Consider the following 26,797-nt stretch of genomic DNA (forward strand, 5'->3'; position numbering starts at 1 on the left):
AACGCCCGGTTACATTCCGAACCCGGAAGCTAAGCCTCACAGCGCCGATGGTACTGCAGGGGGGACCCTGTGGGAGAGTAGGACGCCGCCGAACAATTCTTCAATAGGCCGAGGCCCCAGCGATTCGCTGGGGCCTCGGCCTTTTTTGTTGGGCATCAACCGGACATGCGTACGGCCGGCGGACGGTGCGACGGGGTCACCCGGACGCGGTGTCCTGCCGGATGCCGGACAATGGACAAGGCGGACGTTCCGGACCCCGGTGGGGCTGGAGGTGTCCGGATCTCGCGCTGGTGTCGTGGAACGGCAGTGGCGCCTCTCGAACTCGCAGTGTGCAGACAGGAGTCACCAGCATGTCGAACCCGCCCCAGGACCGGCCCGAGCGCCGTAACGACGGCGGCCGGGGGTACGAGCCCAGGTCGAGCGGGGGCTGGTCGAACGACCGTGGCCCTCGTCGTGACGACCGTGGCGAAGGCGGCGGCTACCGGGGTCGTGACGACCGCGGTGACCGCGGCGGCGACCGCGGGGGCTTCCGCTCGCGTGACGACCGCCCGTCGTACGGCGGCGGTGGCGGCGGTGGGTACCGCGGCAACCGGGACGACCGTCCGCAGGGCGGCGGTGGCGGCGGCTACCGTCCGCGTGAGGACCGCCCGTCGTACGGCGGTGGCGGTGGCGGCGGTTACCGCTCGCGCGACGACCGTCCGCAGGGCGGGGACCGCGGTGGCTTCCGTCGGGATGACCGTCCGCAGGGTGGTGGCTACCGGGGCAACCGGGACGACCGTCCGCAGGGTGGTGGGTTCCGGGGCCGGGACGACCGTCCGCAGGGCGGTGGCTACCGTCCGCGTGAGGAGCGTTCGTTCGACGACCGTCCGCAGCGCAGTGGCGGCTTCGAGCGTCGCGATGACCGTCCGCAGGGTGGTGGCTACCGGGGTAACCGGGACGACCGTCCGCAGGGTGGCGACCGCGGTGGGTTCCGTCCGCGCGAGGACCGTCCGTCGTACGGGCGTGACCGCGACGACCGTCCGCAGCGCAGCGGTGGCTTCGAGCGTCGCGACGACCGTCCGCAGGGCGGCGGCTACCGGGGCAACCGGGACGACCGTCCGCAGGGCGGCGGTGGCTACCGTCCGCGTGAGGACCGCCCGCAGGGTGGGTTCGAGCGTCGGGACGACCGGGGTGGCTACCGGGGCAACCGGGACGACCGTCCGCAGGGTGGTGGGTTCCGGGGCCGGGATGACCGTCCGCAGGGCGGTGGCTACCGTCCGCGTGAGGAGCGTTCGTTCGACGACCGTCCGCAGCGCAGTGGCGGCTTCGAGCGTCGCGACGACCGTCCGCAGGGTGGTGGCTACCGGGGCAACCGGGACGACCGTCCGCAGGGTGGCGACCGCGGTGGGTTCCGTCCGCGCGAGGACCGTCCGTCGTACGGGCGTGACCGCGACGACCGTCCGCAGCGTAGTGGTGGCTTCGAGCGTCGCGACGACCGTCCGCAGGGTGGTGGCTACCGGGGCAACCGGGACGACCGTCCGCAGGGCGGCGGGTTCCGGGGGCGGGACGACCGGCCGCAGCGCAGCGGTGGGTTCGAGCGTCGCGACGACCGGGGTGGCTACCGCGGTGGGCGGGACGACCGGGGCGACCGTGGCGGCTTCCGGGGCGGGCGGGACGACCGGCCGCGCGGGGGCGGGTACGACCGCGGTGACCGCGGTGGGTACGACGAGCGGCGTCAGGAGCCGGTGAAGCGGCTGCCGATCCCGGACGACGTGACCGGCTTCGAGATCGACGCGGACGTCAAGCAGGACCTGAAGAGCCTGCCGAAGACGCTGGCGGACGACGTGGCGCGCAACCTGGTGATGGTGGCGCGGCTGCTCGACAGCGAGCCGGAGGAGGCCTACAACTACTCGCGGGTCGCGCTGCGGCTGGCGTCGCGGGTGGCGAGCGTGCGCGAGGCGGCCGGGTTCGCCTCGTACATGACGCAGCGGTACTCCGAGGCGCTGACCGAGTTCCGGGCGGCGAAGCGGATGACCGGGCGGGTCGACCTGTGGCCGGTGATGGCGGACTGCGAGCGCGGTCTGGGCCGGCCGGAGCGGGCGCTGGCGATGGCCGGCGAGCCCGAGGTGAAGCAGCTGGACAAGGCCGGTCAGGTCGAGATGCGGCTGGTCGCGGCGGGTGCCCGGGCCGACCTGGAGCAGTTCGACGCCGCCGTGGTGACGCTGCAGAGCCCCGAGCTGGCGTCCTCGGCGATCCACCCCTGGACGGCGCGGCTGCGCTACGGGTACGCGGACGCGCTGATCGCGGCGGGTCGGGCGGACGAGGCCCGGGAGTGGTTCGTGAAGGCCGTGGAGGCGGACACGGACGGCTCGACCAACGCGGCCGAGCGGCTGGCGGAGATCGACGGCGTGGAGTTCACCGACGCGCTGGACGAGGACGCCGAGGTCGAGGACGAGGGCGCGGAGGCCGTGGAGCCGGTGCGCCGTCAGATCGACAAGGACGACGTCGGCGACGACCGGATGATCTTCGAGGACGAAGAGGACGTCGAGGAGTTCTACGACGAGGACGACCTGGAGATCGACGAGGACTACGACGAGGACTCGTTCAAGGAGCAGGAGCAGCCGAAGCAGGGCTGACGTGCGCCGGTAGGAAGTGACGAGGGAGGGCCCCTCCGCCAGTGCGGCGGAGGGGCCCTCCCTCGTTCCGGGTCGGGGTGCGGCGCGCTACGGGCGGCGGGTGCGCGGGCCGCCGTACTGCTCGTCGGTGACGGGTTCCGCCCAGGTGGTCTCGGGGGTGCCGTCGTCGGTGGTCTCCCACAGGGCGACGTGCTCCGTGAAGCGGTCGGGTGCGGCGCCGTGCCAGTGCTCCTCCCCGGGCGGGCAGCTGACCGTCTCGCCGGGGCGGGCCTCGAAGAGGGTGCCGTCCCGGGTGCCGATCAGGGCGGTGCCGGAGACGACGTGGAGGGTCTGGCCGACGGCGTGGGCGTGCCAGTGGGTGCGGGCGCCGGGGGCGAAGCGGACCAGGTTGGCGCGCAGGCGGGAGGGGGCCCGGCCGGCGGCGATGACGTCCCACCAGACGTCGCCGGTGAACCAGTCGCCGGGGGCCTTGCTGGTGGGCCGGGGCTGGACGAATTCCACGGGTTCGGTCTCCTTCGGGGGCTCCGGGGGCGGGTGCGCGGCGGTCAGGGCGTGAGGAGGGCCTTGATCGCGCGGCGTTCGTCCATCGCCCGGTAGCCCTCGGCGACCCGGTCGAGGGGCAGGGTGAGGTCGAAGACCCGGCCGGGGTCGATCCGGCCGGACAGGACGCGCTCGATCAGGTCGGGCAGGTAGCGGCGGACGGGGGCGGGGCCGCCGCGCAGGCCGACGTGGGAGAAGAACAGCTCCTGGCCGTCCACGGTGACGCCGTGCGGGACGCCGACGAAGCCGACGCTGCCGCCGGGGCGGGCGGAGTGCAGGGCCTGGGCCGTGGACTGAGCGGTGCCGACGCACTCCAGGACGCTGTCGGCGCCGATGCCGCCGGTCAGCTCCTTGATCCGGGCGACGCCGTCCTCGCCGCGCTCGGCGACGACGTCGGTGGCGCCGAAGGCCCGGGCGAGCTCCTGCCGGGACTCGTGGCGGGACATCGCGATGATCCGCTCGGCGCCCAGCTCCTTGGCGGCGATCACCGCGCACAGGCCGACCGCGCCGTCCCCGACGACGACGGCGGTGGAGCCGGGGCGGACCCGGGCGGCGTCGGCGGCCCACCAGCCGGTGCCCATCACGTCCGAGTTCGCCAGCAGGCCCGGCCAGAGCGACTCGTCCGGTACCTCGTCGAGGGCGACCAGGGTGCCGGCGGCGTTGGGGACGCGCACGTACTCGGCCTGGCAGGTGGACATGAACTCGCGGTGCAGGCAGTTCGACTGGAAGCCGTTCAGGCAGTTCGGGCAGGTGTTGTCGGAGGTGGCGAACGAGCCGACCACGAACTGGCCCGGTCGCAGGCCGGTGACCGCGGAGCCGACCTCCTCGACGAAGCCGACGTACTCGTGGCCCATCGGGTGCGGGTCGCCGATCGGCTCCGCGCCCCGGTAGGGCCACAGGTCGGAGCCGCACACGCAGGTCACGGCCGTGCGGATGACCGCGTCGGTGGGGTGGAGGACCTTCGGGTCGTCCAGGGTCTCGAACCGGACGTCGCCGGGGGCGTGGATCACTGCGCCGCGCATCAGGGGCTTCCTTCGCGTTCCGGGAGGGGAGGGAGCGGCGGACCGCGGGTCGCGGGGCGCCACGTGATCCAGGGAACCCGCTCCCGGACCCGGCAGCGAGTCACCGGTGAGGGGTGTACCGCGGGTGCACCCCTCCCGGGCCCGCCGACCCGTACCGTCGGAGGCGTGGACAACAGCCAGGAGGTCCGCGAGTTCCTCACCTCGCGGCGCGCGAAGATCACCCCCGAGCGGGCGGGCATGCCCGCCGGCCCCCGCCGCCGGGTGCCCGGCCTGCGCCGCAGCGAGGTCGCCGCGCTCGCGGACCTGAGCGTCGAGTACTACGCCAAGCTGGAGCGCGGCAACCTGGCCGGCGCCTCGCCCGCCGTCCTGGAGGCCCTCGCCCGGGCCCTGCAGCTCGACGACGCCGAACGCGCCCACCTGCTGAACCTCGCCCGGGCCGCCGACGGCTCCGACGCGCTCGCCCGCCCGCGCCGCCGGGCCGCCCGGCCGTGGACGGCGCACCCCGCCCTGCAGTGGACGCTGGACGCCGTCACCGGCGGGCCCGCGTTCGTCCGCAACGGCCGGATGGACCTGCTGGCCGCGAACCAGCTCGCCCGCGGCTTCTACGCCGGGGTGTACGACGACCCGGGCCACCGCGGCAACCTCGCCCGCTACCAGTTCCTCGACCCCGGATCCCGGAGCTTCTACCCGGACTGGGAGCGGGCCGCCGACATCACCGTCGCGATGCTGCGCACCGAGGCCGGCCGCGACCCGCACGACAGGGACCTGCACGACCTGGTCGGTGAACTCTCCACCCGCAGCGACGAGTTCCGCACCCGCTGGGGCGCCCACGACGTCCGCCACCACGGCACCGGCACCAAGCGCTTCCACCACCCGGTGGTGGGCGAACTCACCCTCGCCTACGAGGGCATGGAGCTGACCGCCGCGCCCGGCCTGGCCCTGACCGTCTACACCGCCGAACCCGGCTCCCCCTCCGAACAGGCCCTGCGCCTGCTCGCGAGCTGGGCCGCCACCCGGGAGGCCGCGGACCGCCCGCAGGAGCCCGCGGCGGGCTGACCGCGGCCGCCCCCGGCGGGGCGGGTCAGCCGAGTTCGAGGGAGCGCAGGACCAGCCCGGTGGCCGGTTTGGGGCCGAAGGAGGTCGACTTGCGGGGCATGGTGACGCCCTGCTCGGCGAGCCGGCGCACCACGCGCTCCTCGACGGGGTGCAGCAGGACGGCGGTGCCGCCGGTGCGGGCGGCCTCGCGGACGGCGGCCTCGGCGGAGTGCAGGTAGCCGATGTGCTCGGGGCTGTCGGGGACGTGCCAGGTGCGGTCGAGCAGGACGGCGTGCAGGACGGTGGCGTCCAGGCGGCGCCACTCCTCGGGGCGGTCGGTGCGGACGGCGGCGGCGAGGGTGGCCTCGTCGGGGCCGGTGAGCAGGTGGAAACGGCCGTCGCCGGCGGTGAGGACGAAGGAGTTGCCGGGGGAGCGGTGCGCCTCGGCGAGGGCGTGCAGGGCGTCGGGGAGGGTGCCGGGCAGGGCGGTGAGCCGCCAGGCGGCGGGGTCGAGGGCGGTGAGCGCGGCGTCGAGCGGGAGGCGCTGCAGGACGCGGTGGATGGCGCGGACCCGCAGCGGGTAGCGGTCGGTGTCGACCAGCAGGACCAGGCCGCGGTCCCACGGGCTGCGGGGCAGGTGGCGGTGCTCGCGCTGCAGCCGCAGGTACATCTCCCAGCGGTGGTGGCCGTCGGCGATCAGGGCGCGGCAGGTGGCCAGGTCGCGGGTGACGGCGGCCAGGTCGGCGGGGTCGGTGACGGCCCACAGGCGGTGGCGGGTGCCGTCGCTGGTGGTGGTGGCGAGCAGCGGTTCGGTGCCGGCGGCGCGCTCGACGACCTCGGCGGCGCGGCCGTGGCCGCGGTAGGTGAGCAGCAGCGGTTCGAGGTTGGCGCGGGTGGTGCGCATCAGGCCGACCCGGTCGGCGACCGGCTTGGGCATGACGTCCTCGTGCGGGAGGACGACGCCCGCCTCGGGGCCGCTGACGGCGAGGGCGCCGATCAGGCCGCGCTGGAGGGTGCCGGAGGGGGTGCGCTGCTCGTAGACGTACAGGGCGGGGTGCGGGTCGGCGGTCAGGACGCCCTGCCGGCGCCAGTCGCGGAGCAGCCGGGCGGCGTGCCGGTAGCGGGTGTCGCGGTCGGGGCGGTCGCCGGCGTCCTCGGGTTCGGGGCGGGGGAGGATCAGCCGGACGATGTTGTGCGGGTCGGCGGTCTCCAGGTCCAGGCGCCGTCCGGGGTCGACCACGTCGTACGGCGGGGAGGTGACCGCGGCCAGGTCGCCGACCCGGTGCGGGTCGTAGCGCAGGCCGCGGAACGGGGACAGGGACAGCCCTGCGGTGGCGACGTGCCCGGGGTCTCCGGGGCCGCCCGAGGGCTCGTTGCCGGTTTCGGCACGAGGGGCGCTCATTCTGGGCATGTTAGCCGGGTAGTCCTTGTTGGGAGATCGCGACGAAGGCGGACGTCCGGATCAAGGGCGGGGCGAGCGGGACGAGCGGGAAGCGGGGTAGGCGCGGATGGGACAGCTGGAGCACGAGGACGGCAACGGCAACGGCGGCGGGGTGCCCGGCGGCGGGGTGTACGACTGGTACCGGCGCGGGGTGCGGCTGCTGGAGGAGAAGCACCCGGCGGCGGCGGTGCAACTGCTGGCGCGGGCGGCGGAGGCGGAGCCGGGCTCGGGGTCGATCCGGGAGGCGCTGGCCCGGGCGCAGTTCGACGCGGGGCAGTACGGCCAGGCGCTGGCGAGCTTCCGGGCGGTGGCGGAGGCCGACCCGTCGGACGACTACGCGCAGTTCGGGTGGGGGGTGTCGGCGGCCCGGCTGGGCGACTTCGAGACCTCGGCGGAGCACCTGGCGCTGGCGGTGGCGATGCAGCCCGGCAACCGGCACTACCAGGCGGCGCTGCGGCAGACCCGGGCGACGCTGGCGGCCCGGGCGGGGGCGTACGGCCCGCTGCTGCCGGGGGCGCCCGGGTACCTGGCTCCGCCGGAGGGCCCGGCCGCGCCATAGGGTGGCGGGTGTCCGGTTCGGTTCGAGGTGACGAGGGTGGAGCAGCGATGACGGAGAACGCCGCGGCGGTGCGGAGCGTGCCGGGGGCCAGCGCGGAGGCGCTGACGGAGGCGTACGACACGGCGCTGCTGGACCTGGACGGCGTGGTGTACGCCGGGCCGCACGCGATCGGGCACGCGGTGGAGTCGCTGGACCGGGCCCGGGCGGCCGGGATGCGGCTGGCGTACGTCACCAACAACGCGTCGCGGCCGCCGCGGGTGGTGGCGGAGCACCTGACCGAGCTGGGCGTGCCGGCCGACCCGGCGGACGTGATCAACTCGGCGCAGGCGGCGGCGCGGCTGGTGTCGGAGAAGGTGCCGGCCGGGTCGCGGGTGCTGGTGATCGGCGGGGCGGGCCTGCTGGAGGCGCTGGAGGAGCGCGGGCTGGTGCCGGTGCGCTCGCTGGAGGACGACCCGGCGGCGGTGGTGCAGGGCTACGACCCGTCGGTGGGCTGGGCGGACCTGGCGGAGGCCTCGTACGCGGTGGGCCGGGGGCTGCCGTGGGTGGCCTCGAACACGGACCTGTCGATCCCGACCGCGCGCGGCATCGCCCCGGGCAACGGGACGCTGGTGGCGGCGGTGCGGGCGGCGACCGGCGTGGAGCCGGAGGTGGCGGGCAAGCCGCTGCCGCCGATGCACCGGGAGACGGTGCTGCGGACGGGCGCGAAGCGGCCGCTGGTGGTCGGCGACCGGCTGGACACCGACATCGAGGGCGCGTTCAACGGCGGGGTGGACTCGCTGCTGGTGTTCACCGGCATCGCCACCCCGGAGCAGGTGCTCGCCGCCCCGGTGCGGCACCGTCCGACGTACCTGGCGCAGGACCTGCGGGGCCTGCTGGAGCCGCAGCCCGAGGTGGCGGCGCTGGGCGGCGGCCGGTTCGGCTGCGGCGGCTGGACGGCGGGCGCGGACGGCGGCGTGCTGGTGCTGGACGGCGCGGGCGGCCGGATCGACGCGCTGCGGGCGCTGTGCGCGGCGGCCTGGACCTGGGCGGACGCGAACGGCGCGGCGCCGGAGTCGGCGAAGGCCCTGGCGGGCCTGCCCGCGGCGGCCTGACGGCCCGGGTGCCCCCGGCAGGCGTACTGACGCGCCGTCAGGCGGTCGGGGTACGGTGCGTCCGTCGGATTCCGGGGAGGGGGAGCCGTGCGCGGTGGGCGGGGCCGGGTGTCGGCGGCGGCCGGGGGCGCGGTGCTGCTGGTGCTGCTGGCGTGCGGATCCGACGGCCGTCCGGCGCCGGCGGGGGAGCGGTCGGCGGTGCCGGGGCCGCCGCTCCGGGTCGGTGAGCTGGACGGCGATCCGCTGTTCGTCTGGTGGTCGGCGGACGGCGAGCGCTGCCTGGGGTCGCGCGCCAGGGGGCCGAGCAGCTGCCGGGCCCCCGGCTCCGAGCCGCCGGTGGCGGGCCCGCTGGCACGGATCGCCGCCGGTTGGGTGTCCGGGGACCGCTGGGAGCTGCTGGTCGTCACGGACCGGGAGCGGGTGACGGGCGTGTCCGGCGGACCGGAGCGGCCGCGCCTGTTCGCGATGGACGTCGACCTGCTGGCGGGCGGCGCGCGCCGGTACTACCTGCTGGCGGGCGGGCCCGTCCCGGCGGGCCCGCTGGTGGTCGAGGTGGTCCGGGACGACGGCACGGCGGGCACCGACGTGCTGCGGGGGCAGGAGGCGGTGCTGCCGCCGGGCCCGGGGGCCGCTCCCGGCTGACCGGGGCGTCGGACGCTCGGTGTACGGTGCGTCCGACGGAGCACGGGGGATCGGGGGATGCGGTGCGGGGTTTTCGGGGGAGGACCGCGGCGGTGGCCGCGGGGTGCGGCGTGCTGCTGGCGGGCGCGGCCGGGTGCGTCCCGGGCGGTCGTCCGGCGGCCGCGGCGGGGAGCGGGGTGCCCGCCGGGCTGAGCGGGGCGCCCGTGGTGGGCGCTTCGGCGGTGGTCGAGGACCGGGGGGCCGCGGACGCCGGGGTGGTGGAGATGCGGGAGGAGATCGAGGGGCAGGACGACACCGTGGCGGGTTCGGTCCGGCTGGTCCACCGCGAGGGTGCGGTGGGGTTCTTCACCTGGACCGGGTCGGGCGGCCGGCAGTGCCTGGGCCACACGGCGGGCGGCCGCTCCGCGGCGGAGAGCTCGTGCCAGGCCGGGGCGCCCGAGCCGCTGGCGGAGCGGCCGGTGCTGCGGGTGTTCCGGTACGCCCCGGTGGACGACCGGTGGTTCGTCCAGGTCGACGCGGACCGGGAGCAGCTGGTCGGGGTGCGCTGCGGCGGGGAGCAGTTGCAGGTGGTGCCGATCGGCGAGGAGCACTTCCCGGAGGGCGGCCGCCGGCACTACCTGGTCTTCTCGGCGGGGGAGTTGACGGGCCGCCCGGCGGCGACGCTGCTGGTCGACGGGGGCCAGCAGGTCGAGGAGCCGCTGGAGGTTCCGCGGGAACCGGCCGGGGGCGGGCCGTCGTCCCGGTCCTGTGAGTGAAGCGGCGTTTCGGAGGGGGAGTCGTGCGGGGTCCGTGGGGTGGAGCGGTGGCGGTGGCCGCCGTGTGCGGTGCGGTGCTGGCGGGCGCGGTCGGCTGCACCTCGGACGGGCCGCCGGCGGCGGTGCGCCCGTCCGGGGCGGTGCACCCGTCCCCGGGGGGCGGCACGCCCGCGGCGGGTTCGGTGGCGGGTTCGGCGCCGGTGGCGGCGGCCGACGGCTCGTCGGCGTTCGGGAAGCCGGCCCGGGAGCACGCCGCGGCGATGCTGGCGCAGGTCGAGCAGGTGGCGGACACCCGTTCGGGCACCCTCTCGGTCGCCCACTACGAGGAGAAGACCGGCTACCTCACCTGGACGCGCACCGACGGGACGTGGTGCCTGGGCGTGGCGGAGCGGACCGGGCGGTCGACGGACTGCATCGACACGGAGTACCACCCGCACCGGGAGCAGCCGTCGCTCGGGTACACCGTCAGCGACCCGAGCGGCGACGGCTGGCTGCTGCTGGTCGACGCGGACGGGGAGGAGCTGGTCGGCGTCGAGTGCGGGGGCGCGGCGCTGGAGGTGGTGCGGGTCGCCGGGGTGCGGGTGGACGGCGAGCCGCGCACGTACTACCTGGTGCTCTCGGACGGGCAGTTGACCGGCGACCCGGTCGCCCGGGTGCGCCGGGGCGGGGAGGTGGCGGTCGAGCCGCTGCCGAAGGACGATGATCCGGTCGCGGGGCTGCCGACGCAGTCCTGCTGAGTGACGCGGTGGGCTCAGAGCAGGGTGCGTAGGCGCAGCAGGTCGCGGAAGCCCGCGTCGAGCTTGAGTCGGCCGGTGGCCCAGGCGGTCGGGAAGGACAGCCGGCCGTCGACCAGGGCCACCAGGTCGTCGCCGGTGGTGGTGAGCCTGATGTCGGCCTTGTCGGCGGGCGGGCCGGGGGCGTCGGTGATGCCGGTCAGCCGCCCGTCGGCGAGCCGGCCGGTGAAGGTCAGGTCGAGGTCGGTGAGGTGGCAGCTCAGGGAGCGGTCGAGGGCGGCGGCCTTGCGGATGTCGCCGCCGGCGGCCGCCAGGTTGCGGCTGAGCTGCTCCAGGGCGGTGCGGCACTCCTCGGTGGTGGCCATCTGCGCTCGCTCCCTCGGTGGTCGTCCGGCGCTCCACGCTAGCGCAGCACCGCACGGCGGCGGCCGGGAACGGGTAGCGTCGGTGCGGGCGGTCCGGTGTGGGCAGTCGGTGCGCAGAGGAGGCGGACGGATGCTGCAGGACGCGGTGCGGGGTGTGCGGGGCGTGCTGGTGGTGGCGGGCGAACTGGTCGAGGAGGCCGGCCGCCGGGTGCTGGACACGGCCGGCGGGCTGCTCCAGCAGGGCGGTGAACTCCCGCCCGGGGTCGAGCAGTTGCGGGTGCTCGCCGGGGAGGTGGTGACGGCCGGCCGGGCCGGGGTCGACCTGGTGGCCGGGGTGGCCCGGGGCGAGGTGGAGCGGGTCTTCGAGAAGGTCGGGGACCAGGTGGTGAAGGTCGGCGTGGTGCTGAGCTTCCTGGAGTCGAAGCTGCGGGAGGTGGAGGAGGAGCCGGTGGCCGGCGGGACGGCGGCGCAGGAGCCGGCGGACGAGGAGCCGGTGGTCCGTCCGGCGGCACGGGCCCAGGGCCTGTTCGACGCGGGCTGGGACGCGGAGCCGGAGGCCGCCCCGGTCGCCCCGGCGGAGGCGGCGGACGGGGACGGCGCGGCGGTGGCCAAGGGCCGGAAGGCGACGGCGCGCAAGGCGGCCGCCCGCAAGCAGGCGGCCGGTTCGGCGTCGGGCGTGAAGAAGGCCGCGGCGCGCCGGGCCCCGGCGGCGGACGCCCGTGCGGCGGACGGCGGCGTGGTAGACGGCGGCGCCCCGGCGGGCCCGCGGCGGGCTCCGGCCCGCAAGGCGGCGGCGCGGAAGGGCGCGGCGGCCAAGCAGGCGGCGGCGAAGCGCTCGGTGCCGCGCAAGGCGGCCGCCCCGGCGGGCGGGGAACCGGCCGTGACGCCGCGGACGGTGGCGAAGAAGGCGGCCGCGAAGAAGGCCCCGGCGAAGCGGGCGGCGGCGGAGAAGCCCGTCGTGCGGCCGTCCGCGGGGGAGGCGGCGGTCGGGGCGCTCGCGGACGCGGTGCCGGGCGCGCCGCTGCCCGCGAAGAAGGCCGGCGCGAAGAAGGCCGGCGCGAAGAAGGCCGGCGCGAAGAAGGCGCCCGTGAGGAAGCCGGCGACGGGGGAGTCGGGGCCGATCTCGCCCGCCGAGGGCGCGGCGGTGGTGGCGTCCGCGAGCGGGCGGCCGCCCGCGAAGAAGGCCCCGGCGAAGAAGACGGCGGCGAGGAAGGCGGCGGCGAAGCGGGCGGCGACCGAGCAGGCCCCGGCGCAGCAGGCCCCCGCCGGGCGGGCTCCGGCCGGTGAGGCCCCCGCGGAGCAGGCCCCGGCCCGCAAGGCCGCCGCGAAGCGCGCGTCCGCCGAGCCCGGTGCCGCGCCGCGGGCGGGTGACGGCGGTGAGTGAGGACGTCGTCCGTACGGGCGTCCCCGAGGTGGACGGGGTGCTGGCCCGGCTGGGGGAGCCGGACGGGGCGGGGGCGGAGCAGTGGGCCGGGGTGTACGAAGATGTCCATGCGCGGCTCGCCGCGACCCTCGCGGCGCTGGACCGCGGGTAGGGACCGTCCGATGTGGGAGCTGACGTAGCAGTGGCAGTGGCACGACGCCGTCTGGACGCGGAGCTGGTGCGCCGCAAGCTGGCCCGTTCGCGGGAGCACGCGAGCGAGCTGATCGCGGCGGGCCGGGTGACGGTGGGCGGGACGGTGGCGACGAAGCCCGCGACGCAGGTGGAGACCGCGGCGGCGGTGGTGGTCGCCAAGGACGACGCGGACCCGGACTACGTCTCGCGCGGCGGCCACAAGCTGGCGGGCGCGTTCGCGGCGTTCGGGCCGCAGGGCCTGGTGGTCGAGGGCCGCCGGGCGCTGGACGCGGGCGCCTCCACCGGCGGGTTCACCGACGTGCTGCTGCGCGCGGGCGCCGCGCACGTGCTGGCGGTGGACGTCGGCTACGGGCAGCTGGCCTGGTCGCTGCAGAGCGACGCCCGGGTGACGGTGATGGACCGCACCAACGTGCGGGAACTGACCCTTGAGCTGATCGGCGGCGAGCCGGTGGACCTGGTGGTGGGCGACCTGTCGTTCATCTCGCTGGGCCTGGTGCTGCCCGCGCTGGCCCGCTGCGCCGCGCCGGAGGCGGACCTGGTGCTGATGGTGAAGCCGCAGTTCGAGATCGGCAAGGACCGCCTGGGCTCGGGCGGGGTGGTGCGTTCGCCGCAGCTGCGGGCCGAGACGATCCGGCAGGTCGCCGGGCAGGCGTGGGAGTCCGGGCTGGGCGTGCGGGCGGTGGCGGCGTCGCCGCTGCCGGGGCCGTCGGGCAACGTGGAGTACTTCCTGTGGCTGCGCCGCGACGCGGAGCCGCTGGATCCGGCGGCGGCGGACCGGGCCGTGGCCGAGGGGCCCCAGTAGGGTACTTGGCAGGCGTCCGGGCGTTGCGCAGACTGGCAGGTCGTGGCCGGGCCGTGGTGGCCCGGCGGGCGTAGGGAGAGGGCAGCGGGGAATGAGCGATCGTCGTACGGTCTTCCTGATCGCGCACACCGGCCGGGAGGCGGCCCTGCGCAGCGTGGAGGGCCTGGTGGACGGCCTGCTGCGGGCGGGGATCCGGATCCGGCTGCTGGAGGCGGAGGCGGTGGGCCTGGACCTGCCGGACGGGGTGGAGCTGGTGCCCGGCGGGCACGGCGCGGCGGACGGCTGCGAGCTGATCCTGGTCGCGGGCGGGGACGGCACGCTGCTGCGCGGCGCCGAACTGGCCCGCGAGTCGGGGCTGCCGATGCTCGGGATCAACCTGGGCCGGGTCGGGTTCCTCGCCGAGGCGGAACGCGACGACCTGGCGACGGTGGTGGAGCGGGTGGTGGCCGCCGACTACGAGGTCGAGGAGCGGATGACCATCGACGTGCTGGTGCGCACCAACGGTGACGTGCTGCACGAGGACTGGGCGCTGAACGAGGCCTCGGTGGAGAAGGCGTCCCGGGAGCGGCTGCTGGAGGTGGTCACCGAGGTGGACGGCCGCCCGGTGTCGAACTTCGGCTGCGACGGGGTGGTGCTGTCCACGCCGACCGGCTCCACCGCGTACGCGTTCTCCGGCGGCGGCCCGGTGGTGTGGCCGGAGGTGGAGGCGCTGCTGATGGTGCCGATCAGCGCGCACGCGCTGTTCGCCCGCCCGCTGGTGACCTCGCCGGACTCGGTGCTGGCGGTGGAGGTGCAGCCGAAGACCCAGCACGGGGTGCTGTGGTGCGACGGCCGCCGCTCGGCCGAACTCCCGGCCGGCGCCCGGGTGGAGGTCCGCCGGGGCAAGACCCCGGTGCGGCTGGCCCGGCTGCACCGGGCCCCGTTCACGGACCGGCTGGTGGCCAAGTTCGCGCTGCCGGTGACGGGGTGGCGCGGGCGCTCGGACAACTGCTGAGGCCGGGGCGCGGCCGCCGGCCGGACGGACCGGCCCCGGACGGGGATTGACGTCCGTTCAGAGCGCGGCGGGCACCGGGTCCTCGCCCGCGAGGCGCTCGGTGCGGGACAGTTCGGCGGCCTCGGCGATCCGGCGCAGGGCCTCGGGGACGCGGGCGGCGGGCAGGGTCAGCGGCAGCCGCAGGTGCTCCTCGAAGGCGCCGTCGATGCCGAAGCGGGCGCCGGAGGCGATCCGGACCCCGGTCCGCTCGCCCGCCCGGGCCAGGGCGCCGGCCGGCAGGCCGGGGGTGGCGGCCCACAGGGCCAGGCCGCCGGGGGGCAGGGTGAAGCGCCAGCCGGGGAAGTGCCGGGGCAGCTCGCGGGCGAACGCCCCGGCGGTGGCCCGCAGCCGCGCGTGCCGGTCGGCCCGGACGGCGGGCAGGTGCTCGGTCAGCAGCCGGGCCGCGATCAGCTGCTCCAGGACGGGCGTGCCCAGGTCGTACAGCGCCCGGTCGGCGGCCAGCCGCCGGACCAGGGACGGCTGGGCGCGCAGCCAGCCGATCCGCAGGCCGGGCCAGAGGATCTTCCCGGCCGAGCCGACGGTGATCACCTGGGCGTCCCGGTCGAGCGCGGCCAGCGGCCGGGGCAGGTCGCGCTCCGCGACGCCCCAGCCGAGCTCGGCGCAGGTCTCGTCGGCGATCACGGTGGTGCCGGCCGCCCGGGCGTGGGCCAGCAGGGCGCGGCGCTGCTCCTCGTCGACCAGCGCGCCGGTGGGGTTCTGGAAGTCGGGGATGACCGAGGCCAGCCGGGGGGCGGCGCCGCGCAGCACCCGCTGCCACTGCGCCAGGTCCCAGCCGGTGCGGCCGGCCGCGTCCTCGGCCAGCGGGACGGGCACCAGGCGGGCGCCGGCCTTCTCCAGGGCGCGCAGCGTGTTGGCGTAGCTGGGCGCCTCGACGGCGACCCGGTCGCCGCGCGACAGCAGCGCCTGGTGGGCCAGGTGCAGGGCGCTCATCGCCCCGGTGGTGACCAGCACCTGCTCGGGGCCGGTGGGCAGGCCGCGCTCGGTGTAGCGGCGGGCGACGGCCTCGCGCAGCACCGGCAGCCCGGTCGGGTAGTTGCCGTGCCCGCCGGCGTACGCGGGCAGCTGGGCGAGGGCGTGCGCGGCGGCCTCGGCCAGCTGCTCGGGGGCGGTGGGCGCGGCCAGGCCCAGGTCGAGGACGGCCCCCTGCTCGGGGGAGACCGGGTGCAGCGCGTCGCCGGGCGGGGCGGTGCCCGCCGGCAGGGCCGTCCAGGAGCCGGCGCCGCGCCGCGAGCGCAGGTAGCCGTCCGCGCGCAGCGCCTCGTACGCGGCGGCGACGGTGGTGCGGGAGAGGTTCAGCTCGGCGGCGAGTTCGCGCTCGGCGGGCAGCCGGGTGCCGACCGGGAGGCGGCCGTCGACGACCAGCCGGGAGACCTGGGCGGCCAGCGCCCGGTAGGCGGGGCGGCGGCCGTCCGGGGCGGGCAGCTGCCGGGCGAGGGCGTGCGGGGTGAGCGTGCTGTGCCACTCGGACATCGCGGATCAGTCCACCTGGTGCGGATTGGCCCTTTCGGGCCGCGTTTTGGACTCCCCATAGTGGCCTGCAGTGCCGGAGAACGGCAAGCACCACACCGAGAAGAGGTCCACCCGATGGCGGCCACCCTGCCCCTGACCACCGCCCCGCTCCGCACCGGACTGCCCCGCCGCTTCGCCCAGCTCGCCGTCGGCCTGGTGCTGTACGGCGTCTCGATGGGCCTGGTGCTGCGCTCCTCGCTCGGCGGCAACCCGTGGGACGTCTTCCACCAGGGCCTGGCCCGGCACGTCCACCTCAGCGTCGGCACCTGGGTGACGCTGGTCGGCGCGCTGGTCCTGCTGCTGTGGATCCCGCTGCACCAGAAGCCCGGCATCGGCACCGTCGGCAACGTGCTGGTCCTCGGCGTCGCCATGGACGCCACCCTCTCCGCCGTCCCGCACCCGCACGCCCTCGCCGTCCGCGTCCCGCTGCTCGCCACCGGCATCCTCCTGAACGCCCTCGCCTCCGGCCTGTACATCGGCGCCCGGCTCGGCCCCGGCCCCCGCGACGGCCTGATGACCGGCCTGCACCGGCGCACCGGCCGTTCCGTCCGGCTGATCCGCACCTGCATCGAGCTGACCGTCCTGACCGCCGGCATCGCCCTCGGCGGCACCTTCGGCGTCGGGACGATCGCCTACGCGCTGGCCATCGGCCCGCTGGTGCAGTTCTTCCTGCCGCGCCTGACCGTCCCGGCATAGGGGAGCCCCGTCGGGGGCTCGGCTGAGAACGGCGGGATGCACAATCAGGGGCCCGGGGAACGGCGGGTCGATGCTGCTGACGGTCGGAGCCCATCGGAGGTTCGTGCTGCTGCGTGTAGTAACAGAACCGGAAGCCGATGCGCGCTCCGGCAGTGAACCGCCAGCAGACCCGGGCTCGCCGTTCCCCGAGCCCCTGGTTTCGCCTCCCGCCGTTCTTACCGAGCCCCTGAATGCCCACCCCCCGCACCGCCACTCAGGGGTGAAACGGGGGCGGTCGTCGCAAAGCGACGGTGGAACCTCGTAAGGTCGTCTCCGTGTTGGACGAGATGCGGATACGGGATCTGGGTGTCATCGACGATGCGGTGGTCGAGCTCGCCCCCGGCTTCACCGCCGTCACGGGCGAGACCGGTGCGGGCAAGACCATGGTGGTGACCAGCCTGGGCCTGCTGCTCGGCGGCCGGGCCGACCCGGCGCTGGTGCGCAACGGCTCCGAACGGGCCGTGGTGGAGGGGCGCTTGACGCTGGACCCGGCCTCGCCGGTGGTGGCGCGGGCGCTGGAGGCGGGCGCGGAGCTGGACGACGGCGAGCTGCTGGTCAGCCGCACCGTCTCGGCCGAGGGCCGCTCCCGGGCGCACGTCGGCGGCCGCTCGGTGCCGGTCGGCCTGCTCGCCGAGCTCGGCGAGGACCTGATCGCGGTGCACGGCCAGACCGACCAGCAGCGGCTGCTGCGCCCGTCCCGGCAGCGCGGCGCGCTGGACCGGTACGCGGGCGAGGCCGTCGCCGAGCCGCTGGCCCGCTACCGGGAGGTGTACCGGGAGCTGCGGCAGGTCTCGGCGACGCTGGAGGAGCTGACCACCCGGGCCCGGGAGCGGGCCCAGGAGGCGGACCTGCTGCGCTTCGGCCTGGAGGAGGTCGCCGCCGCCGAGCCGGTCGTCGGGGAGGACGCCGAGCTGGCCGTGGAGGCCGAGCGGCTCGGCCACGCCGACGCGCTGTCCTCCGCCGCGACGCTCGCGCACGCCGCCCTCGCGGGCGACCCGGCCGACCCGGAGGCGGTGGACGCGGGCACCCTGCTCGCCCAGGCCCGCCGGGCCGTCGACGCGGTGCGCCACCACGACGAGCGCCTGGCGGCCCTGGCCGACCGGCTCGGCGAGTGCGGCTACCTGCTGGCCGACGTGGCCGGCGACCTCGCCGGGTACGCCGACGACCTGGACGCCGACCCGGTCCGGCTGGCCGCCGTCGAGGAGCGCCGCAGCGTGCTGGCCCACCTGGTGCGCAAGTACGCGGGCACGGAGGGCACCCTGGCCGAGGTGATCGCCTGGGCCGAGACCGGTTCGGTGCGGCTGCTGGAGCTGGACGGCGACGACGAGCGGATCGACGAACTCGGCGCCCGGGAGACCGAGTTGCGGGCCCGGCTGGCCGACCTGGCGGCCGAGGTCTCGCAGGCCCGGCACGCCGCCGCCGACAAGTTCGCCGCCGCGGTCTCCGACGAGCTCGCCGAACTCGCCATGCCGCACGCCCGGGTGACGTTCGCGATCAGCCAGCTCGACGACCTGGCGGGCATCGAACTGGAGGGCCGCAGCGTCTCCTACGGCCCGCACGGCGTCGACGAGGTCGAGGTGCTGCTCGCCCCGCACCCCGGCGCGCAGCCCCGCCCGATCGCCAAGGGCGCCTCCGGCGGCGAGCTGTCGCGGGTGATGCTGGCCGTCGAGGTGGTGTTCGCGGGCGCCGACCCCGTCCCCACCTACCTGTTCGACGAGGTCGACGCGGGCGTCGGCGGCAAGGCGGCGGTCGAGATCGGCCGCCGGCTGGCCAAACTCGCCCGCAGCGCCCAGGTCGTGGTGGTCACCCACCTCCCGCAGGTCGCCGCGTTCGCGGACCGGCACCTGGTGGTGGAGAAGACCAACGACGGCACCGTCACCCGCAGCGGCGTGAAGACCCTCAACGACGAGGAGCGGGTGCGCGAACTGTCCCGGATGCTCGCCGGGTTGGAGGACTCCGAGCTCGGCCGGGCCCACGCGGAGGAGCTGCTGGAGGCCGCCCGCACCGCCCGGGCCCGCTGACCCGGGGAAGCGGCCGGCGCCGCCGCGGGCGACGCGCCAGCGGCGGCGCCGACTGTCCAAGAGGCGGACCGACCTGGCATGGTGGCGAGCGGACACCAGCTGACAACGAGTCGGAGCGAGACAGACGTGGACCATTCCGCCGCCCGGGCCGCCGCGGCTCCCCAGTTGCACGCGGTGCTCGTCCTCTCCGCCGCGACCGGCGGCATCGGCGCCCACGTGCGGTCCCTGACCGGCGGGCTGGTCGCGCACGGCGTCTCGGTCACGGTCTGCGCCCCCGAGGGCACCGACCGGCTGTTCGGGTTCTCCGCGGCGGGCGCCCGGCTGCACGCCGTCGACATCACCCCGACCTCCGGCGCCCGCAGCGACGCCACCGCGATCGGCGAGCTGCGCCGCGCCTTCACCGGCGCCGACGTCGTGCACGCCCACGGCCTGCGGGCCGGCCTGCTCTCCGACCTGGCGCTGCGCACCGCCGGGCGCTTCCCCGGCATCCGCCCGGAGACCCCGCTGGTGGTCACCTCGCACCACGCGCTGCTCACCACTGGGCTCGACCGCCGCCTGCAGCGCCTGATGGAGCGCCGGGTGGTGCGGGCCGCCGACCTGGTCCTGGGCGCCTCCTCCGACCTGGTCGCCCGGGCCCGCGAACTGGGCGCCACCGACGCCCGGCTGGGCCCGGTCGCGGCCCCGCCGATGCCGCCCGGCACCCTCGACCGGGAGGCCGCCCGCAAGGCGCTGCCCGGTGGGGACGACGGCCGCCCGGTGGTGCTGGCGATCGGCCGGCTCGTCCCGCAGAAGTGCTTCGGGCTGCTGCTCGACGCGGTGCCGCGGTTCGCGGCGCCGGGCGCCCCGGCGCCGCGGGTGCTGCTGGCCGGGGACGGCCCCGAGCGGCCGGGCCTGCGCGAGCGGGTCGCCGCCGAGCGGCTGCCCGTCGAGCTGCTCGGCTACCGCACCGACATCCCCGACCTGCTGGCCGCCGCCGACCTGGTGGTGCTCTCCTCCCGCTGGGAGGCCCGTTCGCTGGTCGCCCAGGAGGCGATGCGGGCCGGCGTCCCGGTGGTGGCCACCGCGGTCGGCGGGGTGCCCGAACTGGTCGGCGACGCCGCCGTGCTGGTCCCGTTCGCCGACCCGCGGGCGCTCGGCTCGGCCGTCCGCGGGCTGCTCGCCGACCCGGGGCGCCGCGCCGCGCTGGCCGCCGCCGGCCGGGCCCAGGCCCGCACCTGGCCGGACGAGGCGGCGACCGTCGCCCAGGTGCTGTCCATCTACGACGAGCTGGTGCAGCGGGCGAACTGAGCCCGCCTCAGCCCGAGGACAGGTTGAGGCCGCCCGCCGCGGTCAGCCGCAGCGCGGTGTCGATCAGCGGGACGTGGCTGAACGCCTGCGGGAAGTTGCCCACCTGGCGGCGGGCCCGCGGGTCCCACTCCTCGGCCAGCAGGCCGACGTCGTTGCGCAGCGCCAGCAGCCGTTCGAACAGCTCGCGGGCCTCGCCGACCCGGCCGATCATCGCCAGGTCGTCGGCCAGCCAGAACGAGCAGGCCAGGAACGCCCCCTCGTGTCCGGACAATCCGTCGACGTTGTTGCCGTCCTCGTCGTGCGTCGGGTAGCGCAGCACGAAGCCGTCCTCGGTGGACAGTTCGCGCTGGATCGCCTCGATGGTGCCGATGACCCGCTTGTCGTCCGGCGGCAGGAAGCCGACCTGCGGGATCAGCAGCAGCGAGGCGTCCAGCTCCTGGCCGCCGTAGTACTGGGTGAAGGTGTTGCGCTGCGGGTCGTAGCCGCGGGCGCACACGTCGGCGTGGATCTCGGCGCGCAGCGCCGTCCAGCGCTCGACCAGGTCGGCGGGCGGCTCCTCGGCCTGCGCCAGCAGCTTGAGGGTGCGGTCGACGGCGACCCAGGCCATCACCTTGGAGTGCACGAAGTGCCGGCGCGGCCCGCGGACCTCCCAGATGCCCTCGTCCGGGTTGCGCCAGTGCTCCTCCAGGTACTCGATCAGGCGCAGTTGCAACTGGTGGGCGTGGTCGTGCCGGGACAGGCCGGACATGGTGGCCAGGTGCAGCGCCTCGACGACCTCGCCGTACACGTCGAGCTGGAGCTGCCCGGCGGCGCCGTTGCCGACCCGGACCGGGCGGGAGCCCTCGTAGCCGGGCAGCCAGTCGAGCTCGGACTCGGTGAGTTCGCGCTCCCCGGCGATGCCGTACATGATCTGCAGGTTCTCCGGGTCGCCGGCCACCGCGCGCAGCAGCCACTCGCGCCAGGCCCGGGCCTCCTCGCGGTAGCCGGTGCGCAGCAGCGAGGAGAGCGTGATCGCGGCGTCGCGCAGCCAGGTGTAGCGGTAGTCCCAGTTGCGCTCGCCGCCGAGGTCCTCGGGCAGCGAGGTGGTGGGGGCGGCGACGATGCCGCCGGTGGGGGCGTAGGTGAGCGCCTTGAGGGTGATCAGCGAGCGGACCACGGCCTCCCGGTAGGGGCCCTGGTAGGTGCACTGCTCGACCCAGTCGCGCCAGAACCGCTCGGTGGAGGCGAGCGCGCCCTCGGCGTCCGGCGGGGCCGGGGCCGGTTCGTGCGACGCCTTCCAGGTCAGGCCGAAGGCGATCCGCTCGCCCGCGGCGACGGTGAAGTCCGCGTACGTGGTCAGATCGCGCCCGTAGGTCTCGGCCCGGCCGTCCAGCCACACCGAGTCGGGCCCGGCCACGGCGACGGTGCGCTGGCCGACCTCGGGGTGCTCGATCCGGTGCACCCAGGGGACGATCCGGCCGTAGCTGAAGCGCATCCGCACCGCCGAGCGCATCCGGACGGTGCCGGCCAGGCCCTCGACGATCCGGATCATCTGCGGTACGTCGGGCGTGCCGAGCAGGTGGCGCGGCGGCATGAAGTCGATCACCCGGACGGTGCCGTCCTGGGTGTCCCACTCCTGCTCCAGGATCAGCGAGTCGCCCCGGTAGCGGCGCCGGTCGCAGGGCAGCGCGGGCGCGGCGGCGGTGACCGGCGGGACGCGCAGCTCCCCGGTGTCGACCAGGGCCGAACGGGGTTCGGGGGCGGGGGACGGCGCTTCGACCGGGGTGGCCGGGCCGATCCGCCAGAAGCCGTGCTCGTCGGTGCCCAGCAGCCCGGCGAACACCGCGGGGGAGTCGAAGCGGGGCAGGCACAGCCAGTCGACCGCGCCGTCCCGGCTGACCAGCGCGGCGGTCTGCATGTCCCCGATCAGCGCGTAGTCCTCGATGCGACCGGCCATGGTTCTCCGTTCCGTGCGGGCCCCGCGGCGGACGGGCGCGCACGGGTCGGGCGGGGCTGCCCCGGGCGGAGGCGCCTCGGGCGAGGACGTCTCGGGCGGGGTTGTCGACGTTTGAGCAGAATACGTGGGTTCGGGTGGTTCGGTCGTGCGCACGCGCCCCCGGCGCCTGCCCGCGCGCGCCGCGCGCCATGCCGGGGAACCCCCGTCCGAGCAGCCCCGACGCGCCGTCCGGCGGCCCCGGCCGGGGCCGGTCCACCCGGACGCGGGCGAGCAGTCGCCGGGGCACTGATACGCTGGTATCCCGTGGAACTGGTGGGAACGAGGGCCGGGAGCCCCTCCACCGGCGTCACCCTCCGACACGCGACCCACGGGAGCCCCCTCTTGGCACAGCCCCATTCCGGCAAGTCGGCCAACGGCCGTGCCGTGACGACCAAGCACCTCTTCGTCACCGGGGGTGTCGCCTCTTCGCTCGGCAAGGGGCTCACCGCCTCCAGCCTCGGCGCCCTGCTGAAGGCCCGCGGCCTGCGGGTGACGATGCAGAAGCTCGACCCGTACCTCAACGTGGACCCGGGCACCATGAACCCGTTCCAGCACGGTGAGGTCTTCGTCACCGACGACGGCGCCGAGACCGACCTCGACATCGGCCACTACGAGCGCTTCCTCGACACCAACCTGCACGGTTCGGCGAACGTCACCACCGGCCAGGTCCACTCCACCGTGATCGCCAAGGAGCGGCGCGGCGAGTACCTCGGCGACACCGTCCAGGTGATCCCGCACATCACCAACGAGATCAAGTCCCGGATCCGCCGGATGGCGACCGAGGACGTCGACGTGGTCATCACCGAGGTCGGCGGCACCGTCGGCGACATCGAGTCGCTGCCGTTCCTGGAGGCCGTCCGCCAGGTCCGCCACGAGGTCGGCCGGGACAACGTCTTCTTCGTGCACGTCTCGCTGCTGCCGTACATCGGCCCGTCCGGCGAGCTGAAGACCAAGCCCACCCAGCACTCGGTGGCCGCGCTGCGCAACATCGGCATCCAGCCCGACGCGATCGTGCTGCGCGCCGACCGCGAGGTGCCGCAGGCCATCAAGCGCAAGATCTCGCTGATGTGCGACGTCGACGAGGAGGCCGTGGTCGCCGCGATCGACGCCAAGTCGATCTACGACATCCCCAAGGTGCTGCACGGCGAGGGCCTGGACGCGTACGTGGTGCGCCGCCTGGACCTGCCGTTCCGCGACGTGGACTGGACGGTCTGGGACGACCTGCTGCGCCGCGTCCACGAGCCCCAGCACGAGGTCAAGGTCGCCCTGGTCGGCAAGTACATCGACCTGCCGGACGCCTACCTCTCGGTCACCGAGGCGCTGCGGGCCGGCGGCTTCGCCAACAACGCCCGGGTCCAGATCAAGTGGGTCGCCTCGGACGACTGCGTCACCCCCGAGGGCGCGCAGCAGCAGCTCGGCGACGTGGACGCGGTCTGCATCCCCGGCGGCTTCGGCGACCGCGGCGTGGACGGCAAGGTCGCCGCGATCACCTACGCCCGCGAGAACAAGGTGCCGCTGCTGGGCCTGTGCCTGGGCCTGCAGTGCGTGGTCATCGAGGCCGCCCGCAACCTGGCCGGCCTGCCCGAGGCGAACTCCACCGAGTTCGACGCCGCGGCGAAGTACCCGGTCATCTCCACGATGGCCGAGCAGCTGGCCATCGTCGACGGCAAGGGCGACCTGGGCGGCACCATGCGCCTGGGCCTGTACCCGGCGAAGCTCGCCGAGGGCTCCATCGTGCGCGAGGTGTACGGCGGCGAGCAGTACGTCGAGGAGCGCCACCGCCACCGCTACGAGGTCAACAACGCCTACCGCGCCGACCTGGAGAAGACCGGCCTGCAGTTCTCCGGCCTCTCCCCGAAGGGCGACCTGGTCGAGTACGTCGAGTACCCGCGCGAGGTCCACCCCTACCTGGTCGCCACCCAGGCCCACCCCGAGCTGAAGTCCCGCCCGACCCGCCCGCACCCGCTGTTCGCCGGCCTGGTCGCGGCGGCGATCGACCGCAAGGTCGGCTGAGCGGCCCGCTGAAGTGACCGAACGCCCGTCGGGATCCTCCCGGCGGGCGCTTCGGCGTGTCGCGGGGCGGGCGTCCGGTAGATTGTGTCTATCTGACGAGAAGGGGTGGTGCCCGGTGGCCGGGATTCACGACGTGGCCGAGGAGTGGGACGTCCGGGACGGGAGCACGCCCTTCCGGGGCAAGGTGACCGGCGTGCGCAGCGAGCAGGTCCTGATGCCGGACGGGAAGTGGGCCCAGCGCGACTACCAGCTGCACCCCGGCTCGGTCGCGGTGCTCGCCCTCGACGAGGACGGCCGGGTGCTGACCCTGCGCCAGTACCGCCACCCCGTCCGGCACCGGCTCTGGGAGCTGCCGGCGGGACTGCTCGACGTTCCCGGCGAGAACCCGCTGCACGCGGCGCAGCGGGAGCTCTTCGAGGAGGCCCACTGCAAGGCCGGGCACTGGCGCGTCCTGGTCGACTTCTTCACCTCCCCCGGCGGCAGCGACGAGGCCGTGCGGATCTTCCTCGCGACCGGGCTGTCCGAGGCGGACGGCGAACGCTACGAGGCGCACGGCGAGGAGCTGGAGATCGAGGCGGCCTGGGTGCCCCGCGGGGAACTGGTCCGGCTGATCCTGGCCGGCGACCTCCACAACCCGACCCTGGTCACCGGCGTCCTCGCCCTCAGCGCGACCGGCGGAGACCTGGACGCGCTCCGGCCCGCGGACGCGCAGTGGCCGGCCCGGCCGTACTAGAAGGTGCGGACGGGGGCGCGGGGAACTGCGCGCGGCGGGAGTCGCACGTCAGCAAGATCGCGGGTAAGGGGGCACCTCCCAGCCCCCCTTGGGGCTGGGGGAGCAAGCTCTCGTCCTGCTTCGCGATCCGGCTGTGCGTGCTCGGTTGGCCGCGCAGTTCCCCGCGCCCCTGGTTTCGCAGCGTCTGGCGTGCAGCAGTTCTCCCCTGGTTTCGCGCTCGCAGTTGGGCCGGGAAGGTGATTCGGCCGTTGGTCATACCGGGGCGTCTCGGCGGGGCGGGGTGGGCGAACTACGCTTCGCGGACAGGGCCCGGTGGGCGGGCCCGGGGTGCGGGGCGACGGGTCGGGAGTGGCGCGGGTGGCGAGGAAGACGGCGGCGGTGGCCGAGGCGGCCGGGATCTTCGACGTGCTGCCCGCGGGTGCCCGGCCGTTCGCCGGGCGGGGCGGGGAGCTGGCGGCGCTGACGGTGGCCGCGGGGCGGCCCGCGCAGGGGCGGGGACGGCTGCTGGTGCTGGCCGGACGCCCCGGCTCGGGGCGCACCGCGCTCGCGGTGCGGTGGGCCAGGTCGGTGGCCGGGGACTACCCGGACGGGCTGCTGTACGCGCGGCTGTCGGCGCCGGACGGCGGCCGGGTGGGGGCCGGGCGGGCGGCCCGGATGCTGCTGGACCAGCTGGGGGAGAGCCCCGGCGCGGCGCTGCTGCCGGGCGCGGCGGAGGAGGACCCGGCCTGCGAGGCGCTGCGGGTCGCGCTCGGGCAGCGCCGGGTGCTGGTGCTGCTGGACGACGTCAAGGACGCCGGGCAGGTGTGGCCGCTGCTGGCGGAGAAGACCTCCGCGCTGCTGCTGGCGACCACTTCGGGGCCGCTGATGGGCATCGACGGGATCGACCCGGTGATCCTCGGCGGGATGGACCACCGGGCGGCGGTGGAGCTGCTGGGCGAGCTGGTCGGCGGCACGCGGATCTCCTGCGACCCGGTCGGCGCCGCCGACCTGGCCGAGGCGTGCGCCAACCGCCCGGCCGCGCTGCGGCTGGTCGCGGGCTGGCTGCGCACCGAGCCCCGGCTGGCGGTGACCGACGCGGCGGCCCGGCTGCACGCCGTCCCGCCGCCCGCACCGGTGGCGGTGGAGGGGCCGGTGCGGCCGGCCGATCCGGAGCGGGAGACGGTGCCGGTGGTGGAGGGCGACCCGCTGCGCGGGGCGTTCGAGCTGGCGTACCGGCGGCTGCCCGCGGCCCGGGCCCGGCTGCTGCGGCTGTGCACGCTGGCGCCGGGGCAGCAGGTGGACCTGCGCACCGCGTCGGCGCTGGTGGGCTGCCCGGCCCCGGAGGCGGGGGCCGCGCTGGCGGCGCTGGCCGAGCTGGAGCTGCTGGAGCGCGAGCCGGACGCCGCGGACGGCACCGAGCGCTACCGCGTCCCGGGGCGGCTGTACGGGCGGCTGGTGGAGCTGCGCGGGGAGCTGGACCGGCCGTCCGAGGTGGAGCTGGCCCGGGCCCGGCTGCTGGAGCGGCTGGTGCGGCTGGTCGACTCGGCGCGGCTGCTGCTGGACCCGGCGGCCGGGCCCAACCCGGACCCGCTGCCGGGGCCGCTGCGGCTGCGCACCGCCGCGCACGCCGAGGGCTGGCTGCTGGGGGAGCGCGAACTGCTGCTGGCCGCGGTCGCCGACGCGGTCGGCCAGGGGGACCTGGACGGCTCGGCGGGCCGCCTGGTGACCGCCCTGCTGCGCGCCCTGCCGCTGACCGGCGAGGCCGCGCCCGCGGACCTGCACGCCCTGCACGAGTCGGTGCTGAAGGTCGCCGAGCGGCAGGGCAACCCGCGCCGGGCCGCCGCCGCGCTGCTGAACCTGGGCGACCTGCAGGCCGCCGCCGGCCGGTGGGAGCAGGCGGGCGAGCGCTACCGCCGGGCGGTCGAGCTGGCCCGCGGGGCGGGCGACGAGGCGGGCTGCGCCCGGGCGCTGGAGGGCGTGGGGCACGGCCACCGGGCGCTCGGCGACCCGCTGCGCGCCGCCGACGCGTACGGGCGGGCGCTGGTGCTGCGGCAGGCGCTGGGCGACCAGGCCGCGGAGGCCCGGCTGCTGGTGCGCCTCGCCGAGGCGCACACCGGGCTGCGGCGCTTCGAGGAGGCGCTGCGCGAGTACCGCTCGGCGGCCGCGGTGCTGCGCCGGACCGGTGACGGGCCCGGCGAGCGGGAGGTCGCCGGGCTGGCGGCGCGGCTCCAGCGGCACCTCGGCCGGGAGGGCTCGCGTCCGCTTTCGGAGTAGTGTCGTATGTGCGGAGTTCGCCCTGCAATGTGGCCTTGAA

At 76.2% G+C, this 26,797-nt stretch carries 24 protein-coding genes and 1 rRNA gene; 19 read left to right on the forward strand and 6 right to left on the reverse strand.

What is annotated here, in order from left to right:
• From rrf to ABD345_RS34050, 3 genes are all read left to right on the forward strand, one after another.
• Window positions 1–94, forward strand: a 5S ribosomal RNA gene (rrf, locus tag ABD345_RS34040); the annotation flags it as partial.
• A gap of 347 nt (window positions 95–441) precedes the next feature.
• A complete protein-coding gene (locus tag ABD345_RS34045; protein ID WP_425556928.1) occupies window positions 442–1,728 on the forward strand; it encodes a hypothetical protein in 1,287 nt (428 codons plus the stop codon).
• Window positions 1,725–2,615, forward strand: a complete 891-nt coding sequence (locus ABD345_RS34050; RefSeq protein ID WP_344557978.1) for a tetratricopeptide repeat protein — start codon at window positions 1,725–1,727, stop codon at window positions 2,613–2,615. The genes ABD345_RS34045 and ABD345_RS34050 overlap by 4 nt, the downstream gene beginning before the upstream one ends.
• An 87-nt stretch (window positions 2,616–2,702) precedes the next feature.
• Here the strand turns inward: ABD345_RS34050 and ABD345_RS34055 are convergent, their stop codons facing one another.
• Both ABD345_RS34055 and ABD345_RS34060 read right to left on the reverse strand, forming a co-directional pair.
• Window positions 2,703–3,116 (reverse strand): (R)-mandelonitrile lyase, encoded by a 414-nt coding sequence (locus ABD345_RS34055; RefSeq protein ID WP_344557926.1) that lies wholly within the window; start codon window positions 3,114–3,116, stop codon window positions 2,703–2,705.
• 44 nt (window positions 3,117–3,160) lie between these two features.
• Window positions 3,161–4,177 (reverse strand): zinc-dependent alcohol dehydrogenase family protein, encoded by a 1,017-nt coding sequence (locus tag ABD345_RS34060; RefSeq protein WP_344557928.1) that lies wholly within the window; start codon window positions 4,175–4,177, stop codon window positions 3,161–3,163.
• Window positions 4,178–4,342: 165 nt separating this feature from the next.
• On the opposite strand from ABD345_RS34060, the gene ABD345_RS34065 reads away from it, so the two are divergent.
• A complete protein-coding gene (locus ABD345_RS34065) occupies window positions 4,343–5,233 on the forward strand; it encodes a helix-turn-helix transcriptional regulator (protein ID WP_344557930.1) in 891 nt (296 codons plus the stop codon).
• A gap of 25 nt (window positions 5,234–5,258) precedes the next feature.
• Here the strand turns inward: ABD345_RS34065 and ABD345_RS34070 are convergent, their stop codons facing one another.
• Window positions 5,259–6,614: a DUF1015 family protein gene (locus ABD345_RS34070; RefSeq protein WP_344557932.1), complete on the reverse strand. Its 1,356-nt coding sequence runs from the start codon at window positions 6,612–6,614 to the stop codon at window positions 5,259–5,261.
• A 106-nt stretch (window positions 6,615–6,720) separates the two neighbouring features.
• Between ABD345_RS34070 and ABD345_RS34075 the strand changes: the two genes are divergently transcribed.
• The 5 genes from ABD345_RS34075 to ABD345_RS34095 all read left to right on the forward strand — a co-directional run bounded on the left by ABD345_RS34075 (window position 6,721) and on the right by ABD345_RS34095 (window position 10,437).
• Window positions 6,721–7,212 carry a tetratricopeptide repeat protein gene (locus ABD345_RS34075; RefSeq protein WP_344557934.1) on the forward strand — a complete coding sequence of 164 codons (492 nt, stop codon included), beginning with the start codon at window positions 6,721–6,723 and terminating at the stop codon, window positions 7,210–7,212.
• A 47-nt stretch (window positions 7,213–7,259) separates the two neighbouring features.
• Complete coding sequence (locus ABD345_RS34080) at window positions 7,260–8,303, forward strand: HAD-IIA family hydrolase (RefSeq protein WP_344557936.1); 1,044 nt, start codon at window positions 7,260–7,262, stop codon at window positions 8,301–8,303.
• A gap of 87 nt (window positions 8,304–8,390) precedes the next feature.
• A complete protein-coding gene (locus ABD345_RS34085) occupies window positions 8,391–8,945 on the forward strand; it encodes a hypothetical protein (RefSeq protein WP_344557938.1) in 555 nt (184 codons plus the stop codon).
• A 92-nt stretch (window positions 8,946–9,037) separates the two neighbouring features.
• Complete coding sequence (locus tag ABD345_RS34090; RefSeq protein WP_344557942.1) at window positions 9,038–9,700, forward strand: hypothetical protein; 663 nt, start codon at window positions 9,038–9,040, stop codon at window positions 9,698–9,700.
• 53 nt (window positions 9,701–9,753) lie between these two features.
• Window positions 9,754–10,437 (forward strand): hypothetical protein, encoded by a 684-nt coding sequence (locus tag ABD345_RS34095; RefSeq protein ID WP_344557943.1) that lies wholly within the window; start codon window positions 9,754–9,756, stop codon window positions 10,435–10,437.
• Window positions 10,438–10,451: 14 nt separating this feature from the next.
• Here the strand turns inward: ABD345_RS34095 and ABD345_RS34100 are convergent, their stop codons facing one another.
• Window positions 10,452–10,799, reverse strand: coding sequence for an alkyl sulfatase C-terminal domain-containing protein (locus tag ABD345_RS34100; protein ID WP_344557944.1), 348 nt, complete (start codon window positions 10,797–10,799; stop codon window positions 10,452–10,454).
• A gap of 130 nt (window positions 10,800–10,929) precedes the next feature.
• On the opposite strand from ABD345_RS34100, the gene ABD345_RS34105 reads away from it, so the two are divergent.
• The 4 genes from ABD345_RS34105 to ABD345_RS34120 all read left to right on the forward strand — a co-directional run bounded on the left by ABD345_RS34105 (window position 10,930) and on the right by ABD345_RS34120 (window position 14,171).
• Window positions 10,930–12,183 (forward strand): hypothetical protein, encoded by a 1,254-nt coding sequence (locus ABD345_RS34105; protein ID WP_344557945.1) that lies wholly within the window; start codon window positions 10,930–10,932, stop codon window positions 12,181–12,183.
• Window positions 12,176–12,334, forward strand: coding sequence for a hypothetical protein (locus ABD345_RS34110; protein ID WP_344557946.1), 159 nt, complete (start codon window positions 12,176–12,178; stop codon window positions 12,332–12,334). Before ABD345_RS34105 ends, ABD345_RS34110 begins: the two co-directional genes overlap by 8 nt.
• Window positions 12,335–12,370: 36 nt before the next feature.
• Window positions 12,371–13,177: a TlyA family RNA methyltransferase gene (locus tag ABD345_RS34115; protein WP_344557947.1), complete on the forward strand. Its 807-nt coding sequence runs from the start codon at window positions 12,371–12,373 to the stop codon at window positions 13,175–13,177.
• A 91-nt stretch (window positions 13,178–13,268) separates the two neighbouring features.
• Window positions 13,269–14,171, forward strand: coding sequence for an NAD kinase (locus ABD345_RS34120; RefSeq protein WP_344557948.1), 903 nt, complete (start codon window positions 13,269–13,271; stop codon window positions 14,169–14,171).
• 57 nt (window positions 14,172–14,228) lie between these two features.
• On the opposite strand, the gene yczR is transcribed toward ABD345_RS34120, so the two are convergent.
• The gene (gene yczR / locus ABD345_RS34125) at window positions 14,229–15,701 is read right to left on the reverse strand and encodes a MocR-like transcription factor YczR (RefSeq protein WP_344557949.1); all 1,473 of its coding nucleotides are present in this window, start codon (window positions 15,699–15,701) and stop codon (window positions 14,229–14,231) included.
• A gap of 114 nt (window positions 15,702–15,815) precedes the next feature.
• Here yczR and yczE point away from each other — a divergent pair, with 114 nt between their 5' ends.
• From yczE to ABD345_RS34140, 3 genes are all read left to right on the forward strand, one after another.
• Entirely contained in the window at window positions 15,816–16,436 is a 621-nt protein-coding gene (gene yczE, locus ABD345_RS34130; protein WP_344557950.1) for a membrane protein YczE, read from the forward strand.
• Window positions 16,437–16,762: 326 nt separating this feature from the next.
• A complete protein-coding gene (gene recN, locus ABD345_RS34135; protein ID WP_344557979.1) occupies window positions 16,763–18,496 on the forward strand; it encodes a DNA repair protein RecN in 1,734 nt (577 codons plus the stop codon).
• Window positions 18,497–18,622: 126 nt separating this feature from the next.
• A complete protein-coding gene (locus ABD345_RS34140; RefSeq protein WP_344557951.1) occupies window positions 18,623–19,783 on the forward strand; it encodes a glycosyltransferase family 4 protein in 1,161 nt (386 codons plus the stop codon).
• Window positions 19,784–19,790: 7 nt separating this feature from the next.
• On the opposite strand, the gene ABD345_RS34145 is transcribed toward ABD345_RS34140, so the two are convergent.
• On the reverse strand, window positions 19,791–21,719 hold the full coding sequence (locus tag ABD345_RS34145; RefSeq protein WP_344557953.1) for a glycoside hydrolase family 15 protein: 1,929 nt from the start codon (window positions 21,717–21,719) through the stop codon (window positions 19,791–19,793).
• A gap of 381 nt (window positions 21,720–22,100) precedes the next feature.
• Between ABD345_RS34145 and pyrG the strand changes: the two genes are divergently transcribed.
• From pyrG to ABD345_RS34160, 3 genes are all read left to right on the forward strand, one after another.
• A complete protein-coding gene (gene pyrG / locus ABD345_RS34150; RefSeq protein WP_344557955.1) occupies window positions 22,101–23,771 on the forward strand; it encodes a CTP synthase in 1,671 nt (556 codons plus the stop codon).
• Window positions 23,772–23,886: 115 nt separating this feature from the next.
• Window positions 23,887–24,504, forward strand: coding sequence for an NUDIX domain-containing protein (locus ABD345_RS34155; RefSeq protein WP_344557957.1), 618 nt, complete (start codon window positions 23,887–23,889; stop codon window positions 24,502–24,504).
• Window positions 24,505–24,861: 357 nt separating this feature from the next.
• A complete protein-coding gene (locus ABD345_RS34160; protein ID WP_344557958.1) occupies window positions 24,862–26,757 on the forward strand; it encodes a tetratricopeptide repeat protein in 1,896 nt (631 codons plus the stop codon).
• Window positions 26,758–26,797: the final 40 nt, after the last annotated feature.

Source organism: Kitasatospora saccharophila (assembly GCF_039529925.1).
Lineage (GTDB): Bacteria > Actinomycetota > Actinomycetes > Streptomycetales > Streptomycetaceae > Kitasatospora > Kitasatospora saccharophila.